The sequence below is a fragment of the Vibrio sp. 2092 genome, assembly GCF_033339635.1.
GTDB lineage: Bacteria > Pseudomonadota > Gammaproteobacteria > Enterobacterales > Vibrionaceae > Vibrio > Vibrio alginolyticus.
On record NZ_JAWOUY010000002.1, the window covers coordinates 212,563 to 228,505 of the forward strand.

General features: G+C 45.1%; 14 protein-coding genes. 6 read left to right on the forward strand and 8 right to left on the reverse strand.

Going from position 1 to position 15,943, the window contains the following annotated elements:
- Positions 1 to 14 precede the first annotated feature (14 nt).
- Both R7P80_RS04730 and R7P80_RS04735 read right to left on the reverse strand, forming a co-directional pair.
- The gene (locus R7P80_RS04730; protein WP_005378145.1) at positions 15 to 152 is read right to left on the reverse strand and encodes a hypothetical protein; all 138 of its coding nucleotides are present in this window, start codon (positions 150 to 152) and stop codon (positions 15 to 17) included.
- A gap of 354 nt (positions 153 to 506) precedes the next feature.
- A complete protein-coding gene (locus R7P80_RS04735) occupies positions 507 to 1,319 on the reverse strand; it encodes an ABC transporter permease (RefSeq protein WP_017634681.1) in 813 nt (270 codons plus the stop codon).
- 462 nt (positions 1,320 to 1,781) lie between these two features.
- Between R7P80_RS04735 and torE the strand changes: the two genes are divergently transcribed.
- The 4 genes from torE (at position 1,782) to R7P80_RS04755 (ending at position 7,623) form a co-directional block, all read left to right on the forward strand.
- Positions 1,782 to 1,961, forward strand: coding sequence for a trimethylamine N-oxide reductase system protein TorE (gene torE, locus R7P80_RS04740; RefSeq protein WP_005378141.1), 180 nt, complete (start codon positions 1,782 to 1,784; stop codon positions 1,959 to 1,961).
- 50 nt (positions 1,962 to 2,011) lie between these two features.
- Positions 2,012 to 3,196, forward strand: a complete 1,185-nt coding sequence (gene torC / locus R7P80_RS04745; protein ID WP_005378139.1) for a pentaheme c-type cytochrome TorC — start codon at positions 2,012 to 2,014, stop codon at positions 3,194 to 3,196.
- 26 nt (positions 3,197 to 3,222) lie between these two features.
- Complete coding sequence (gene torA, locus R7P80_RS04750) at positions 3,223 to 5,685, forward strand: trimethylamine-N-oxide reductase TorA (RefSeq protein WP_225491462.1); 2,463 nt, start codon at positions 3,223 to 3,225, stop codon at positions 5,683 to 5,685.
- 198 nt (positions 5,686 to 5,883) lie between these two features.
- Entirely contained in the window at positions 5,884 to 7,623 is a 1,740-nt protein-coding gene (locus tag R7P80_RS04755; RefSeq protein ID WP_225491461.1) for a glycoside hydrolase family 36 protein, read from the forward strand.
- A 77-nt stretch (positions 7,624 to 7,700) separates the two neighbouring features.
- Here R7P80_RS04755 and R7P80_RS04760 read toward each other — a convergent pair whose 3' ends face one another.
- Entirely contained in the window at positions 7,701 to 8,915 is a 1,215-nt protein-coding gene (locus R7P80_RS04760) for a putative manganese transporter (RefSeq protein ID WP_025766868.1), read from the reverse strand.
- 186 nt (positions 8,916 to 9,101) lie between these two features.
- Between R7P80_RS04760 and R7P80_RS04765 the strand changes: the two genes are divergently transcribed.
- Both R7P80_RS04765 and R7P80_RS04770 read left to right on the forward strand, forming a co-directional pair.
- Positions 9,102 to 10,007, forward strand: coding sequence for a manganese-dependent inorganic pyrophosphatase (locus R7P80_RS04765; RefSeq protein WP_017634678.1), 906 nt, complete (start codon positions 9,102 to 9,104; stop codon positions 10,005 to 10,007).
- A 68-nt stretch (positions 10,008 to 10,075) separates the two neighbouring features.
- On the forward strand, positions 10,076 to 10,465 hold the full coding sequence (locus tag R7P80_RS04770) for a DUF2750 domain-containing protein (RefSeq protein WP_017634677.1): 390 nt from the start codon (positions 10,076 to 10,078) through the stop codon (positions 10,463 to 10,465).
- 82 nt (positions 10,466 to 10,547) lie between these two features.
- Here the strand turns inward: R7P80_RS04770 and R7P80_RS04775 are convergent, their stop codons facing one another.
- From R7P80_RS04775 to sapA, 5 genes are read right to left on the reverse strand one after another with little or no spacing between them, the layout of a single operon-like run.
- Complete coding sequence (locus R7P80_RS04775) at positions 10,548 to 11,339, reverse strand: ATP-binding cassette domain-containing protein (RefSeq protein ID WP_005393308.1); 792 nt, start codon at positions 11,337 to 11,339, stop codon at positions 10,548 to 10,550.
- Complete coding sequence (locus R7P80_RS04780; protein ID WP_005378126.1) at positions 11,336 to 12,331, reverse strand: oligopeptide/dipeptide ABC transporter ATP-binding protein; 996 nt, start codon at positions 12,329 to 12,331, stop codon at positions 11,336 to 11,338. Before R7P80_RS04780 ends, R7P80_RS04775 begins: the two co-directional genes overlap by 4 nt.
- The gene (locus tag R7P80_RS04785) at positions 12,331 to 13,218 is read right to left on the reverse strand and encodes an ABC transporter permease subunit (protein ID WP_005378123.1); all 888 of its coding nucleotides are present in this window, start codon (positions 13,216 to 13,218) and stop codon (positions 12,331 to 12,333) included. The genes R7P80_RS04780 and R7P80_RS04785 overlap by 1 nt, the downstream gene beginning before the upstream one ends.
- Complete coding sequence (locus tag R7P80_RS04790) at positions 13,205 to 14,167, reverse strand: ABC transporter permease (protein ID WP_005378122.1); 963 nt, start codon at positions 14,165 to 14,167, stop codon at positions 13,205 to 13,207. Before R7P80_RS04790 ends, R7P80_RS04785 begins: the two co-directional genes overlap by 14 nt.
- On the reverse strand, positions 14,167 to 15,786 hold the full coding sequence (gene sapA / locus R7P80_RS04795) for an ABC transporter substrate-binding protein SapA (protein ID WP_005378121.1): 1,620 nt from the start codon (positions 15,784 to 15,786) through the stop codon (positions 14,167 to 14,169). The genes R7P80_RS04790 and sapA overlap by 1 nt, the downstream gene beginning before the upstream one ends.
- Between the last annotated feature and the right edge of the window lie 157 nt (positions 15,787 to 15,943).

A 15,943-nucleotide genomic window follows, 5' to 3' on the forward strand; every position in this document is an offset into this window, starting at 1 on the left:
TAAGTCGAGTCATGCTAAATCAACTCTTCGTTGATGCCAAAATCGGTTGGGAGCCAATGAGAAGTTACTTCCTTTGGTTCTTGAACGAGCCAATCCAGAGGTGCATCGGACAGGAGTTCATCGTAATTTTCTTTGATCATTAAGACATCCATGTACGTCTCTCCAAGTTTGTGGTCACTGCCTTTACTTTAAAATTAGAACATGTCAGTCACGTGATCAATGCATGACGATTAGATTGATCACTTATGTTGCTATGTTTCTGGTTGCGTATGGGTTTTGGGGGCTTATCCACATTTTCTGTGGATAACCTGTATCAAAGGTCGTGCGTATCTAAACTTGCAAAGAAAATTTCATAAAATTAGAGGCTTATATCAAAAAGAATTCTGCCTGACTTTTCATCTGAAAGCGTCTTGATGAGTGCTCGAAGAATAGTTGAGTTATTCAGTTATAAGTACGTTCGACTTGGCAACATAAGTTGTTTAACGGGCTTTACCCACAAGCGCCAACTAACCGTGAGTTTTGGTCGATTCGGGTTGCTCGATTTTTATCTTGATTCGGCCTTCTTTGGTTTGTACCCAGCGCAATGTCATTTCTAACGTTATGGTTACGGAGGCACTCAACATAACGAAAATAGCCAGCATAATTACTAACTGGTATTTAATCGCAACCATCGGGCTCGCGCCACCTAGAATTTGACCGGTCATCATACCCGGTAAGGTAACCAGCCCTGTAGTGGCCATAGAAGCTAAAGTCGGGGCAAGGGACTTTCTAAGAGCCTCCTGAATGAAGGGGAAGGATGCGTAGCGAGGAGAGGCTCCAAGTGAGATTGCAGCCTCATATTCTGCTTGTCTCTGCTCAAAAGCCGTAAACAAATTCTGAAGAGCGATGATATTACTACTCAAGCTGTTACCCAATAACATACCAGCAAGTGGGATCATGTACTGCGCATTGTAAATAGGGGATGGTTGCACTAGGCCTGCTGTAATTGCTATCAGAAGTGGTATTAGACCACAGGTAAGGCCCGTTAGTAGCGGAAGCATAAGTGGCTTTTTAGGTAAGTGAGCTTTTCCCGCAATTGAGCTGGCACCAATCAGTAGCATGATGGCAAGCCAAAGTATATTGACAAGTAAGCTGTTTAATTGAAAAAGATATTCTAAATACACGCCAATCAATATGAGCTGAAGTGTCATTCGGATAACACTGATTATGGTGTCTTTTGCTATCCCTAATTTGTAGCGGGCATTGATAAAGAAGGGGACCAATAAAATCAAACCAAACAGTGCCAGTTTGACCCAGCTTATATCCACCACGTTGTCCATAATCGCTCCTTGAAAATACGCGAATAATTGTATCTAAGCCTCCCCTTTATATGAACCACTATGTGCACTTTTTGCTGTTCTTAAAGTAAACCTTGAGTGCTATTTTAGACATTAATACGCAGCATTCTGTTTACAAGTGGTTATCTTTTTCGGAGTTTTTAAGTCGATTTATGGCATGGTAATTACGATTTAAATGTGATCGATGTTTCTTAAATGTTGGTTGTTTAACAACTTCTTAAAAGACTTATTTTGTCACATCTGTTCATGTTTTTTAATAAATAACATCAATCCATCATATCTCTGGATGAGCTCAAAAAAGTGTTGAATTACAAGGTCTGAGGTCGCTTATTTGATTGAACCCTACTATTAGTATGGTCTAACATTTTCCATTAGAGATTGTAAAAAACTTAAGCTTGGTTACGCGGGCTTTTCAATAACACTAGATACAAAATAGGCAAATGTATGAGTGATGTTAATAAAATTGAGAGTGGTGAAAAACGCTCCCTGGAGTGGAAGTCGTTCCTCTTCATTGCAGTTGTTCTCTTCCCAATTCTGAGTGTGGCCTTTGTTGGCGGCTACGGGTTCATCGTTTGGATGTTGCAAGTCTTCTTCTTTGGACCTCCAGGCGCGCACGGCATGTAAGCCAGTGAGCTCATAACCACACTTTTGAAAAGATTTTAAGAGAGCAAATAATGAAATCATTAATCATTAAACTGTGGCGTACCATGACGCGCCCAGCTGTACATATCAGCCTAGGTGTGCTGACTATGGGCGGCTTTATTGCTGGTGTTATCTTTTGGGGTGGCTTTAACACCGCTCTAGAAGCAACCAACACAGAAGAATTCTGTATTAGTTGTCACACAATGCGTGACAACGTGTACGTTGAGCTACAAGAAACGGTGCACTGGAAAAACCACTCTGGTGTTCGTGCTACCTGTCCTGATTGTCACGTTCCACATAACTGGACAGATAAGATCGCTCGTAAGATGCAAGCTTCTAAAGAAGTATTTGCACAAGTATTTGGCAACTACGACGAACCGGGTGTGTTCGAAGAGCGTCGTATCGAACTTGCTAAACACGAATGGGATCGTTTCTCGGCAAACAAATCTCTGGAGTGTAAAAACTGTCACAACTACGAATCGATGGATTTCGAGCAAATGTCTCCTACGGCTCGTATCCAAATGAAGCAAGCCGCTGAGAAAGATCAAAGCTGTGTTGACTGTCACAAGGGTATTGCGCACAACCTACCAGCAGGCATGGACAGCATTGGCGGTATCGTGGGTGATCTAGAGGGTATGACTTCTAACACGGATTACGGCGTTGGTCAGCAACTCGTGAGCGTTCGTCACCTACCAATTTACTTTGATGCGCAAGGCAGTAAAGAAGCTGGTCTTCTTAATCCTGCATCGACCGTTAAAGTTCTTGAAGACAAAGGCGAGTTTGTTGAGATCGAAATTGACGGTTGGCGCAAAGCAAAAGGTTTTGGTCGTGTAATTCAAGAAGACTTCGGTAAGAACATTGCGACTGCGTCTCTGATGAAAGAAGCAGCAACAGACAGCAACATTGTGACGACTGGTGAGAAAAAAGTGGATGAGCTAACAGGCCTTCCTTGGGAAAAAGTAGCGGCGAAAGTATGGATTAAGAAAGAGTCTATGCTGAACGACATCAATCCTGTTTGGGAAAAATCTCGTGAAGCCTACAAGACCAATTGTTCTGTATGTCACACTCAACCTGCGGAAGCGCACTTCGACGCGAACACCTGGCCAGGTATGTTCGACGGTATGTTGGCGTTCGTTAACCTAGATACAGACAGTGAAGCACTGATCTTGAAGTATCTACAGAAACACTCTTCAGATTATGCTGAAGGTCACCACTAATAAGCGTCGGATTGGAGTAATTTTAAATGGCTATTACACGAAGAAGTTTTCTTAAAGGTGTAGCAACCACAAGTGCAGCGTCAGTAATTGGTCCTAGCTTATTGGCGTCCGCCTCTGCAAATGCCGTTGAGACGACAGGTACTTGGAAAGTAACCGGTTCTCACTGGGGCGCGTTCCGCGCCCACATCTACGCGGGTAAAGTTCAAGAGATCAAGCCGCTAGAGCTAGACAAAAACCCAACAGAAATGTTGAACGGCATTAAGGGTATTATCTACAGCCCTTCACGTGTTCGTTACCCAATGGTTCGTCTAGATTGGTTGAAGAAACACAAATACAGCGCAGATACTCGCGGTAACAACCGTTTCATCCGAGTAACTTGGGATGAAGCGCTAGATTTGTTTTATCGCGAACTAGAACGTATTCAAAAAGACTACGGCCCATGGGCGCTGCATGCAGGTCAAACAGGTTGGAACCAAACGGGTTCATTTAACAACTGTACTGCGCACATGCAACGTGCAGTAGGTATGCATGGCAACTTCATCACTAAAGTAGGTGACTACTCGACGGGTGCAGGTCAAACCATTATGCCGTACGTGCTAGGCTCAACCGAAGTTTATGCACAAGGTACGTCTTGGTCTGAGATCCTAGAAAACTCTGACAACATCGTTCTTTGGGCTAACGACCCAGTGAAAAACCTTCAAGTAGGTTGGAACTGTGAAACGCATGAGTCGTTTAAGTACCTTGCACAACTAAAAGAAAAAGTGGCGAAAGGTGAGATCAACGTTCTATCTGTAGACCCAGTGAAGAACAAAACTCAGCGCTACTTAGAGAACGATCACTTGTACATCAACCCGCTGACAGACGTAGCGTTCATGCTCGCTGTGGCACACGTGTTGTACAACGAAAACCTGTACGATAAGAAATTCATTGATACTTACTGTCTAGGCTTTGAAGAGTTCATTCAATACGTTCAAGGTAAGACAAAAGACAAAGTAGAGAAGACGCCCGAATGGGCAGCAGCGATTTGTGGCGTGAAAGCGGACAAGATCCGTGAATTCGCACGCATGCTAGTCAGCGGTCGTACACAGATCCTGATGGGTTGGTGTATCCAGCGTCAAGAGCACGGTGAGCAGCCATACTGGGCAGCGGCTGTGGTTGCTGCAATGGTTGGTCAAATCGGTCTACCTGGCGGTGGTATCTCTTACGGTCACCATTACTCAAGTATCGGTGTGCCTTCTACTGGTTTCGCGGGCCCTGGTGGTTTCCCTCGTAACCTTGACCAAGGTATGAAACCGAAGTGGGACAACAACGACTTTAACGGTTACAGTCGTACTATCCCAGTTGCACGTTGGATCGACTGTCTGCTAGAACCTGGCAAAGAGATCAACTACAACGGCGGTAAAGTGAAACTGCCAGACTTCAAGATGATGGTTATCTCGGGTTGTAACCCATGGCACCACCATCAAGATCGTAACCGCATGAAGAAAGCGTTCCGCAAACTTCAAACGGTTGTAACGATCGAGTTTGCTTGGACTGCGACATGTCGTTTCTCAGATATCGTTCTACCGGCGTGTACGCAATGGGAACGTAACGACATCGACGTATACGGTTCATACTCGAACAAAGGTCTGATTGCGATGCATCGTCTCGTTGATCCATTGTTCCAATCTAAGCCTGACTTCCAAATCATGAGTGAACTCACTCAGCGTTTTGGTCGCCGCGAAGAATACACTCGTGGTATGAGCGAGATGGAATGGATCGAAAGCCTTTACAACGATTGTAAAAAAGCGAACGAAGGTAAGTTTGAAATGCCAGAATTCAACGAGTTCTGGGAGAAGAGCGTACTAGACTTCGGTGAAGGTAAACCTTGGGTTCGTCATGCGGACTTCCGTAAAGACCCTGAGCTTAACCCACTAGGTACACCGTCTGGCTTCATCGAGATTACATCACGCAAGATCGGCCGTTACGGTTACGAACACTGTCAAGAGCACCCAATGTGGTTCGAAAAATCAGAGCGTTCACACGGTGGTCCTGGTTCAGATAAATACCCATTCTGGTTGCAGTCTTGCCACCCTGATAAGCGTCTTCACTCTCAAATGTGTGAGTCTGAAGAGTTCCGCGCGACTTACGCGGTACAAGGTCGTGAGCCGGTTTACATCAACCCAGCGGATGCCAAAGCAAAAGGTATCAAAGATGGTGATTTGGTATGTGTATTCAACGGTCGTGGTCAGCTGTTAGCTGGTGCTGTTTTGACTGACAGCTACCCACGTGGCGTTATTCGTATCGAAGAAGGTGCATGGTACGGTCCTCTAAACGAGAAAGAAGGCGCAATCTGTACCTACGGTGATCCTAACACCCTAACGCAAGACATCGGTTCTTCTGAGCTTGCACAGGCGACTTCTGCGAACACATGTATCGTAGACTTCGAGAAGTTCACAGGTAAAGTGCCGCCAGTCACTTCATTTGGTGGTCCGATCGAAGTTGCTTAATTAGTGCAGTTTGCATAAATCCAAATACCAGCCTCAGGGCTGGTATTTTTTTATCAAAATTTCAGTGAGCGTTGTCTCAATAGTAACTTCATAACGTTAAACGAGACTGGTATTCGTGATGATGGTAACGAATTGGGTGAGACAGGCAGGAGATAATGCGCCAAGCTAAACAATAATAATTAAGTGAGTAGACTCTTTATGGCTCAGAGCATTCAATTAGCAAATCACACTGAGATCACTGTGAATAACAATGACTTCCAAGTTGAAGTCGAGGGTAATCAATTACATTTTTCTTTTGCTGGCCTTCACAATAAAACCTTTACGGACCGTGAAGTGTTATTCGAAATGCCGTTTTTGTACGAGCACGAGGCCAACGTAATTGGGGATGGTTTTCAAATGTTGGCGCAAACGGCGGGAACGATCAATCACCCCGTTGATATTGGTCGCTGCCCAGACAATAATCCTTCTTATCGAATCTACCCTAAAAATGCACCTAAGCGTTATTACAACTATTTAGTGGTGGAAGGTTCAGCGGGCTACACATTATTTGGCTTCACATCATGTCATCGCTTTGCAGGCTATTTTGATGTTGTGCTGCGTGATGGGCATTGGGTTTTATCAGCCGCAATTGATGGTGAGTTGACTCAAGTGGCGGATTGGGAAAGTAATCAACTTGAATCCGTGGCGGTACTCTGTGGTCAATCGCTGTCCGAGCTTTATCAAACCTATGGCGAGATGATTGCAAAGCATCATCCTGTTCGCCAAGGTGTGACACAAGATGCGCCTGTTGGTTGGTGTTCGTGGTACGCGTACTACGCAGACGTGACAGAGCAAAACATCATGCAGAACGTTGATTGCATGCAAGATAAGCTCGAAGACCTGGAGTGGGTACTTCTGGATGATGGCTATCAAGCCTTTATGGGCGATTGGTTAACCCCATCAGATAAGTTTTCTGGTGGCGTAAAAGAGCTCATTCATAGTATCCGTGCAAAAGGCAAAAAGCCGGCGATTTGGATGGCGCCCTTTATTGCTCAGCCTGAGTCGGAGATCTTCAAACAGCATCCAGATTGGTTTGTTCGCCACAAAGATGGAAGCTTACTTAAAGCAGAAGATGTCACATACGGTGGTTGGCGCTGCACACCTTGGTACATACTCGATACCTCAAATCCAGAAGTGCAAGACCATCTGACGAATGTGGTCTCTGTCATGAGACAAGAGTGGGGCGTTGAGTTGTTCAAGCTAGACGCGAACTATTGGGGCACCTTAAAAGGTGTTCGTAAACAATCTGGTATTACAGGCGTTGAGGCGTATCGCTTAGGAATGGAAGCGATTGCCAAAGGCGCTGGTGATGCGTGGCTTTTAGGTTGCAACGCGCCAATGTGGCCATCTCTGGGGCTTGTGGATGCAATGCGTGTTTCTGACGATGTAGAGCGTCATAGTCGTCGATTCGAGCAGATAGCCAGAGAAACCTTTTACCGTAGTTGGCAGCACCGAAAACTGTGGCAAATTGACCCGGATTGCGCGACATTCACTTCATTAGCTAATCAATCTGCATCCAGAGAAGAGTATGAATTTCATCGCACGGTGTTATTAGCGAGTGGTGGTTTGCTGCTGTCTGGCGACCCACTCCCTGAGATTACGCCGTTTGCTAAGAAGACACTGGCTAAGCTCATGTTACGTCAACAACGTAACCAGCAATCTGCAAAGTTTACCGCTTTGAGTTTAAATCACGCGTTTTTAAAACTAACGACGAAGAATGACCTCCATTGTTTGTTTAATTATGCGAGTTACGGAGCGATGGAATTTACGCTGACGTCTGATCAACCGGTGGACTGGTATGATTACTGGACAGGGGAAAAGCTAAACCAAGAACCTTGCCAGTTGTTAATGGTGAGCGTGGATAAAGGGCTCAATGCGAAAGCGATCGTTACAGCATAACGTGAAGTAAATCGCCTAATACCAAGATCAAGAAAGGAGCCTATTGCGGCTCCTTTCTCGTTTTGATGCTCTGGGCGTTAGAACTCGAATAAAAAGTAATACCCGTATCCAACAATAAACGCAGGAATGGACGAATAAATAGTCGCGACCAAAGCAGCTTTCGGTGCCATAGCAATGGCGGGGAATAGGGCGTCACCATCGTTAGAAATCGCATTTGCCAATTGCGCCGAAAGTGGCGCTGCACCAGAGATGTACAGGCTAGTGACTAAAATTTGCGGACCACAACCAGGTAGCATACCAATGGCTAAGCCAGCTAATGGCATCCATATCCCCCAATGAGAAAAGGTTTCTACGAGGTCGATTCCAGAAAAATAGGTCGTCAGTTCAAACGCCAGAAAAGCGACGATCACCCAAGCACTGACGAAGTTTGTGTCTTGAGCCGCTTTTTGAATTGGATGCGAGTCCACAATTTTTTCATCTTCAGAGACCGTTGACTGATAATCGCCGAGCTCTTTTGTCATAGCCCACAACGACATTGTGATCACCGCGAAGATAGCGCCCAGCCATTCAATGGTGTTGGCTTTCAAAGATAGCAACTGATTAATATCTATTTGGAAAGACATTAACACAGCAACGACACTAGCAGGCACAATAAGCCATTTCCAAAATGCGCCTTGTAGATTGATTGCACGTTGTTCAAGAGGCGTGTGTCGGTCTGTCTGGTGTTGGCAACAAGCATGTGTCTGAGGTGCTTCTTTTGGTTCTGGTCGCAGAAAGTTATCAGCATGAAAAGCATTAACGACTAACCCTGAAAGAGTACCCACGATAATGCCTAATCCAACCACGCCTAATCCAACACTTGGTTTGGCGGCAAGAAGTAAAAAGGCAGCGTCACCCATTGTTGAAGTAAGTACCGCGACAATCGCACCAAATCCCACTCGGCCACTAATAAATTGCGTTGTCACAACAATAGCGCCACCACAGCCAGGCAAAGCACCCAATAAAGAAGCAAAGAAAACCTGATGATTACGCGAGCGATGATATAGCTCGGTAATTCGATTGGTTTTCGACATAAAGTTTGAAAGATAATGATAAATAGCCAATGTGGCAGCAACATAGCATGACACTGCCCAGAATGAGTCGGATAGCGTCTGTACGGCTACGTCACGTGTATTTTCATTGCCTAGCAAAATGAGCATGACGATAGGGATCAGCAATCGCTTATAAGCTAAACGAAACTGAGTAGGCTGAAACAACTGTTGTGCAGAGTGTAATAATTGGGTCGCGTTCATCGTTTACTCAAATGCAAATAGGAATAATTATCATTATATGTAAATGAGATTTATTCGCAATAGCATTGTGAACTTTTCTTCGTGTCAAACTCTCTGAAATCAGGTAAAGTATCGGCCTTTGTGAGCAAACACGCCCTAATTAACTGTATTAGGCGGCGTATAAAATTGACTTGAATAGGAAGAAACATGATTCTAGTTGTAGGTCATAAGAACCCAGACAGTGACAGTATTTGTAGTGCACTCGTTGCAACTGAACTTCTAAAAGCGCGTGGCGTTGAAGCTATGCCAATTCGCCAAGGCGAAATCAACCGTGAAACTCAGCACATCCTAGAAGTTGCTGGCGCTGAAGTTCCTGAGCTTCGCACATCAGTTGCGGGTGAGACCGTTTGGCTAGTAGATTACTCAGATCTAGCACAAGCACCAGACGATATCGCAGAAGCTGAAATTGCGGGTATTGTTGACCACCACCGTCTAGGTGACGTGATGACAGTAAACCCAATGGAAGCATGGATCTGGCCTGTTGGTTGTACCAACACTGTTCTATTCAACATGTTCAAGATTGAAGGTCACGCGATTACTCCACAAATTGCTAAGCTAATGATGTCAGCAATTCTATCTGACACAGTAGGTTTTGCTTCTCCAACTTGTACACAAAAAGACAAAGATGCCGTTGCTGAATTAGCGGCAATCGCAGACGTACAAGATGTTGACGCGTTCACTAAAGATCTTCTAATTGCTAAAACAAACATCGAAGGTCTATCAGCGGCTGAGCTTGTTGAGAAAGACCTTAAAGGTTACCCATTCAACGGTCGTGACGTAGTGGTTGGTCAGGTTGAACTTGCAACTCTTGAGCAAGTTGACGGTATGATCGAAGCACTAGAAGCAGACCTAGAATCTCGTTGTGAGAAAGATAACCTAGCGTTCGCTGCTGTAATGCTAACAGACATCACGACTGCTCAAACTCGTCTTCTATACAAAGGTGAGTGGGCTGAGAAGCTTGTTAAGCACGAAAAAGACGGCATGCTAATGATGGAAAACACGCTAAGCCGTAAGAAGCAAGGTTGGCCTTGGCTTCAAACTGAGCTAGCTTAATTTTCTAGCATATACTTTAAATGCCCGCCTAGCTGCGGGCATTTTTCTATGGGAAATAGGAGACGAATATGTCTGAGCAACTGACCCAAGAGCAGATGGATACCATTAATCGCTACGATGAAGAGCAACGTTTAAAGTACTGCGTAAAAGAGATTGTGGCGAATCGTAAGGTTTGGATTCTGAAAGACGAACATGGCTGTGTCATGTTAAATACAGAAGATGATGATTGTGTACCAGTATGGCCAAACGAAGAGTTTGCTTTGCAATGGGCGAATGGTGATTGGGAAGATTGCGAGCCTGAGGCGATCTCTTTAAACAAGTGGCACAGCCGTTGGACCTCTGGTCTAGAGGATGACGAGCTATCGATTGTTGTATTCCCAAATCAAAATGAAGAAGGGGTCGTATTGTTTCCTGACGAGTTTGATTTTGAACTGCGCAAACAAGCGAGCCGCCGTTAGTTCTTTGATTAGTACCCATGCAATAAAGAAGCCTGCGTTAAAGCAGGCTTCTTTACATTTGAACGATTACATCTTTGATAAGCTATTTTGTTTGATGGCTTGGCGCTTTATAAAAGTGGCTTTCGACTAGTCGTTGAGTAATAGGATGCTCGGGATGAGTCAGTACTTGGTTGGTCTCGCCAAACTCGACCACTTCACCTTCATGCATCACCATCACTTTATCAGTAATATGCTTAACAATGCCAATATGCTGAGACACGTACACAAATGACAATCCCATCTCTTCTTGCAACTCGAGGAATAAGTTAATGATCTGCGAGCGCATTGCCATATCCAAACCGTTTAACGCCTCATCAGCGACAATGATGGAAGGTTGAAGAATAAGCGCACGAGCTAAACACACACGCTGTTTTTGACCGGCAGCTAGCATTTGTGGATAAAAATAGGCGTGCTCAGGCAGCAATCCTACGCGGAGTAGGGTGTTCTTTACACGCTGCATGCGCGCATCTGGCGGCATGTTGGTATTTCGCTTTAGCGGACCTTCTAAAATTCGACCAATCTGGATTCGTGGGTTTAACGATGTGTTTGGATCTTGGAAAATCATGCGGATGAGCTTGCAGCGTGTCGCGTAATCTTTGTGCTCCAATCGTTCGCCATTCACACGGATCTCTCCGGAGCTTGGTTCAACAACGCCAGCAAGCATACGAGCTAGTGTGGATTTTCCTGACCCGTTTTGACCAATAAAACCAATAGTTTGTCCTGGCTCTAAAGTAAAGCTTACCGGTTTAACTGCCTCATTAACCTGACGTTTGAACAGACGGGAGCGCGTAACAAATTGCTTCGATAAATTATCGACTTCAAGTAACGCACTCATGACTTTTTCTCCGTGTTCAATGGAAAGTGGCAGTTAAATTTATGATTCTTAATTCGTCTGGTGTGTGGAATTTCTACACATTGTTTCTGCGCATATGGGCAACGTGGTCCGAGGCGACAACCGATAGGCAGATGCTGCAATGGCGGAATCGAGCCCGGTAGGGATTGGAGTTTTTGCTTGTGTGGTACCCAATCATTAAAGTCAGGCATCGCTTTAAGCAAGGCATCGGTGTACGGGTGCTTGGGTGCCGCAATGATTTTACTGGTATCGGCAGACTCCACCGACTGACCACAATACATTACCGTAATACGTCCTGCCCACTGTGTTATGGTCGCTAAGTCGTGGCCGATAAGCAAAATGGTTGTGTTATTAAGTTGGTTCATGCGGCTCAACAGACGCAAAATTTGCGATTGAGTAATCGGGTCTAAGTCGTTGGTTGGCTCATCTGCGATCAGCAACTTTGGTTTGGTCGCTATCGCCATGGCAATCATGACCTTTTGACACTCACCATCAGTCAGTTCATAAGGGTAGCTACCCATTAAACGCTTGTGATCTTTAATACCCACTTTATGCAAAAGCGCGATGGCCTGTTTTTTACGCCATTTAAATCGCTCCCACCATTTCCCTTCAAATGCGCGAGATGGAATGGATTCAATCAATTGACGCCCGACTTCCTCTGAAGGGTCAAGACAAGTTGAAGGTTCTTGGAAAATCATCGCAATATCACGAGCAATGACGCGCCGACGCTCTTTTGGTGTAAGCTGAAGCAAGTCAATATTGCCAAGGCGCATACGGTCTGCGGTGATGCGCCAGTTATCTTTACTTACCCCGACAATCGCTTTTGCAACTAAGCTTTTCCCTGAACCAGACTCACCTACAAGACCACGAATTTCGCCTTCGTTCAAAGTTAGGCTCATTCGGTCAACGGCTTTGACCAACCCTTGAGGTGTTTCGATCTCAATGGTCAAATGTCGAATATCTAACAACGGCATTATTCGATCCCCGCATTAAGCGCTTGACGTACACCTTCACCTACTAAGTTTAGGGTAATAACAGTAAACATGATGGTCAGGCCGGGTAGGGTCACTGTCCAAGGTGCAATATAAATAAGCTCGACAGAGTCACCTAATATTGCTCCCCACTCGGTGCTTGGGGCCTGTGCACCTAGGCCAAGAAAACCCAGTGCCGTAATATCTAAAATCGCAGCAGACAGCGCGAGTGTGATTTCAGCGGCAATGACCGTCAGAATGTTAGGAAGAATTGAACTCCACAGTAAGTAGAAATCATTAGCGCCATCAAGGCGTGCTGCCATTATGTAGTCTTTTTCAACTTCGGTGTGTACTGCGATATAAACAGAGCGAATAAAACGCGGAATCAAAGCTAAGCAGATTGCGAGTAAAATATTGAACCCACCAAAGCCTAGAAATGCCACAAAAATGATTGCTAATAAGAGCGACGGGATCGACATGACGGTATCGAGCAAGTGGTTGAGAGTACTCGACAGTAAGCCTTTCGTCATACCTGCCAATACGCCAATTAAACAGCCTACAACGGCAGCAATTGCGGTGATGGCGACAGCAGCGCCAAATGTTAGCTGAGAGCCCATAATCAGGCGCGAAAGAATATCTCTACCTAAGTCATCGGTCCCCAAAAAGTAATCAACCGTTCCTGCTGGGGCCCATGATGGCGGCACAAGCAACTCACCTGACTGTGCTTGGGCGTCAAATGGTGCAAGTAGGGGGGCAAAAATGGTAATAAGGACGATAAACACCAAGCACCACAAGCCAAACATGGCTAGTCCGTTGGCGCGGTAGCTTCGCCAAAAACGCTCAAACTGTGTTGGAATGCGCTCTTCCTGATAAACGTTATTTGTTAGCATACCATTCCTTTCGAACTAAAGGGTTAATCATCGCGCCAATCAAATCCGAGAGTATGTTAGCGGTAAGAACCAAAGTCGCAAGTACCATCACGCCAGCTTGGATAGATGCATAGTCTTGGCTTGCTAGCGCATCTAAAAGCCAACGACCAATACCTGGCCAGTTAAAAATAGACTCCGTGATGATAGCTAAGGTAATCATACTCGAAAGTTGAACACCAACTTTGGGAATGATAGGCGGTATCGCATTCCGCAATACATGTTGAGTTACGATTTCGCGGTTCGAAAGACCTTTGATTCTCGCTGCACGGATGTAGTTTTGGCTCATCACTTCCGCTACCGAGGAGCGCATTAGTCCGACAACCTGGGTGGTTGGAGCCAAAGCGAGCACCAAACATGGCAGTACCATATGCTCAATAACGCTTTGCAGTGCGTGAGCGCGGTATTCGCCTTTCGCCATGAATGCGTCGATAATGGCAAACCCGGTTACATGATCAATTTCGTAAAGTAAATCATACCGTCCCGCAACGGGAAAGAGTTGGTATTCCAATGAAAAGACCATGATAAGTAGCAGAGCTACCCAAAAAATTGGGGCGGAATAACCAGACATCGACATGAATGAAATGCTGGTATCGAGCCATTTACCTTGCTTCATCCCAGCCACGGTTCCAAGTGGAATACCGATCAAAAGGGACACCAAAAAGGCAAAAAAGCACAGTTCCAAAGTGGCAGGGAATACGACGGCGAGCTCGTCATAAATCGCGTTGCCGTTTTTACTTATGCCAAAATCAAGCTGAGAAAGGTTGATTAAGTAAGTTTGCCAACCAGACCAAAAATCAACGTTTGCCCAGTGCGAGAGAGGGTCAAGGCGAAGCAGAGAAAAACCCACTAATGTAAGGATCATCAAAGTGATGATAAATAGGTTAAAGCGTCGAACGGTATACCAAAACATCAGTGAATTCTCTCAACTCTATCAAACGGTTGGGCATTGAAAGGGCTTGATTTGAAGCCTGTCAGCGATTTGTCGTGCACACGGAACTGCACGCCATGCGCCAGAGGAATAACCGGGAACTCTTGATTCAAAATGTTCTGTGCTTGGCGATATAGGTTCAAACGGTAACGCGGTTCTTGAGTTTCTAACGCCAAATCGAGCAAGAAATCGAAGTCATCGTTACACCACATGGACACGTTAAGGCCAACGCGGTCAGACTCGCAAGATAATAAAGGGCGGAAAAAGTTGTCAGGATCCCCGGTATCACCAATCCAACCTGTTAAAAGTAAATCGATATCGTTGATGTTCTCCAAATCCACACGTTCAAACCTATCATCGGTAAGTAGCGTTAATTTAACCCCAATATCGGCAAAATTCGCTTGGATTAACTCCGCAGTCTTACGAGGGCTTGGGTTAAAAGCACGTGGTTCAAGTGGTACCCACATGGTCAATTCTAGGCCGTCTTCGTAGCCTGCATCTCGAAGTAGTGCCAATGCATAATTCCGGTCATAACGAATTTTTACGCTATCTTTTTGATAAGCCCATGAATTAGGTGGTAGCAAAGTATAAGCTTGGGAGCCAGTTCCGTAGTAAACCGAATCTAAAATATTTTGACGGTTGATCGCTAAGTTAAGTGCTTGGCGAACTCGAGCATCACTCAGCGCGGTGGTTTCTGTGTTTATCGCAATAAAGGAAACGTTGTTAGCTGGTGTAGCCGTCAGCTCAAGGTTGTCATTTTCTTGAATGACAGGTATTTGGCTCGAAATAGGTGAAGAGAGTACGTCACACTCGTTTCTTAAAAGTTTAGCTAGTGTACCCGTGCCTCTGTGAGAGATATCGAACACCACTTGTTCCATTTTTGCTGGTGACTTCCAGTAATTAGAATGACGCTCTAATCGAATCAAATCGTTCACTTGGTACTCTTTTAATTGATAAGGGCCGGTACCGATAGGAAGTTGGTCGATTTCTTCTTTATGATCTTTTGCTGCCAATTGCTGTCCGTACTCCGCAGACAAGATAACCGCATGGCTGGTGGCAATATTGGCCAAGAAAGAAAAGTTTGGCTGAGATAACGTAAACCTTACCGTATGCTCATCTATTGCAACCACGTCTTGGAGTAGGTTTTGAAAATCTAACCCTGCAAACCATGGATAAAAACCACCACCTACTTGGTGAAAAGGATGGTCTACATCGATGATTCGCTTGAAGCTAAATACCACATCTTTTGCATTCAATGGGCGAGTGGGTGCGAACCAAGGCGTGGTTTGGAATTGAACACCACGTTTAAGCTTAAACGTGTATTCCGTCCCTGATTCATTTACTGACCAACTCTCGGCGATGCTTGCCACGGGCTGATGTGATTTAGGATCGAGCGTGAGCAGCGTATCGTACAGCTGTGGGCTCAGAGCCTCTGCGGTAATACCGCTATCAATAAGCTGAGGGTTAAACGTGGTCGGCTTACCCTGTCCGCAAAATACAAAGCCAGCTTTGCGAATATCATTGTGGTCAATTTCATCGCCACAAGCGGTAAGTAGGCTAATCCCAATAAGGCTCAGCGATAATCTTATAAAAGCATTCATAATATGAAATGTTCATTGGATCTTGCTCGTTTCGTTTGATCTTACTCTTTCAAAGCTAACAAGCGAAAATGATCTCGCTAATTTATCACCTTTGTGAACTCGCTCCAAACATAAAATCCATACACTGTAAGGTGTTATGCCATAAATGCATGCGAAT

What these genes read in the sequence shown, in the direction of transcription:
- sapA (WP_005378121.1), bottom strand. Translation starts at nt 15,786, where the DNA reads ATGAATGCTTTTATAAGATTATCGCTGAGCCTTATTGGGATTAGCCTA.
- R7P80_RS04755 (WP_225491461.1), top strand. Translation starts at nt 5,884, where the DNA reads ATGGCTCAGAGCATTCAATTAGCAAATCACACTGAGATCACTGTGAAT.
- torC (WP_005378139.1), top strand. Translation starts at nt 2,012, where the DNA reads ATGAAATCATTAATCATTAAACTGTGGCGTACCATGACGCGCCCAGCT.
- R7P80_RS04760 (WP_025766868.1), bottom strand. Translation starts at nt 8,915, where the DNA reads ATGAACGCGACCCAATTATTACACTCTGCACAACAGTTGTTTCAGCCT.
- R7P80_RS04790 (WP_005378122.1), bottom strand. Translation starts at nt 14,167, where the DNA reads ATGTTTTGGTATACCGTTCGACGCTTTAACCTATTTATCATCACTTTG.
- torA (WP_225491462.1), top strand. Translation starts at nt 3,223, where the DNA reads ATGGCTATTACACGAAGAAGTTTTCTTAAAGGTGTAGCAACCACAAGT.
- R7P80_RS04775 (WP_005393308.1), bottom strand. Translation starts at nt 11,339, where the DNA reads ATGAGTGCGTTACTTGAAGTCGATAATTTATCGAAGCAATTTGTTACG.
- R7P80_RS04735 (WP_017634681.1), bottom strand. Translation starts at nt 1,319, where the DNA reads ATGGACAACGTGGTGGATATAAGCTGGGTCAAACTGGCACTGTTTGGT.
- R7P80_RS04780 (WP_005378126.1), bottom strand. Translation starts at nt 12,331, where the DNA reads ATGCCGTTGTTAGATATTCGACATTTGACCATTGAGATCGAAACACCT.
- torE (WP_005378141.1), top strand. Translation starts at nt 1,782, where the DNA reads ATGAGTGATGTTAATAAAATTGAGAGTGGTGAAAAACGCTCCCTGGAG.
- R7P80_RS04730 (WP_005378145.1), bottom strand. Translation starts at nt 152, where the DNA reads ATGGATGTCTTAATGATCAAAGAAAATTACGATGAACTCCTGTCCGAT.
- R7P80_RS04765 (WP_017634678.1), top strand. Translation starts at nt 9,102, where the DNA reads ATGATTCTAGTTGTAGGTCATAAGAACCCAGACAGTGACAGTATTTGT.
- R7P80_RS04770 (WP_017634677.1), top strand. Translation starts at nt 10,076, where the DNA reads ATGTCTGAGCAACTGACCCAAGAGCAGATGGATACCATTAATCGCTAC.
- R7P80_RS04785 (WP_005378123.1), bottom strand. Translation starts at nt 13,218, where the DNA reads ATGCTAACAAATAACGTTTATCAGGAAGAGCGCATTCCAACACAGTTT.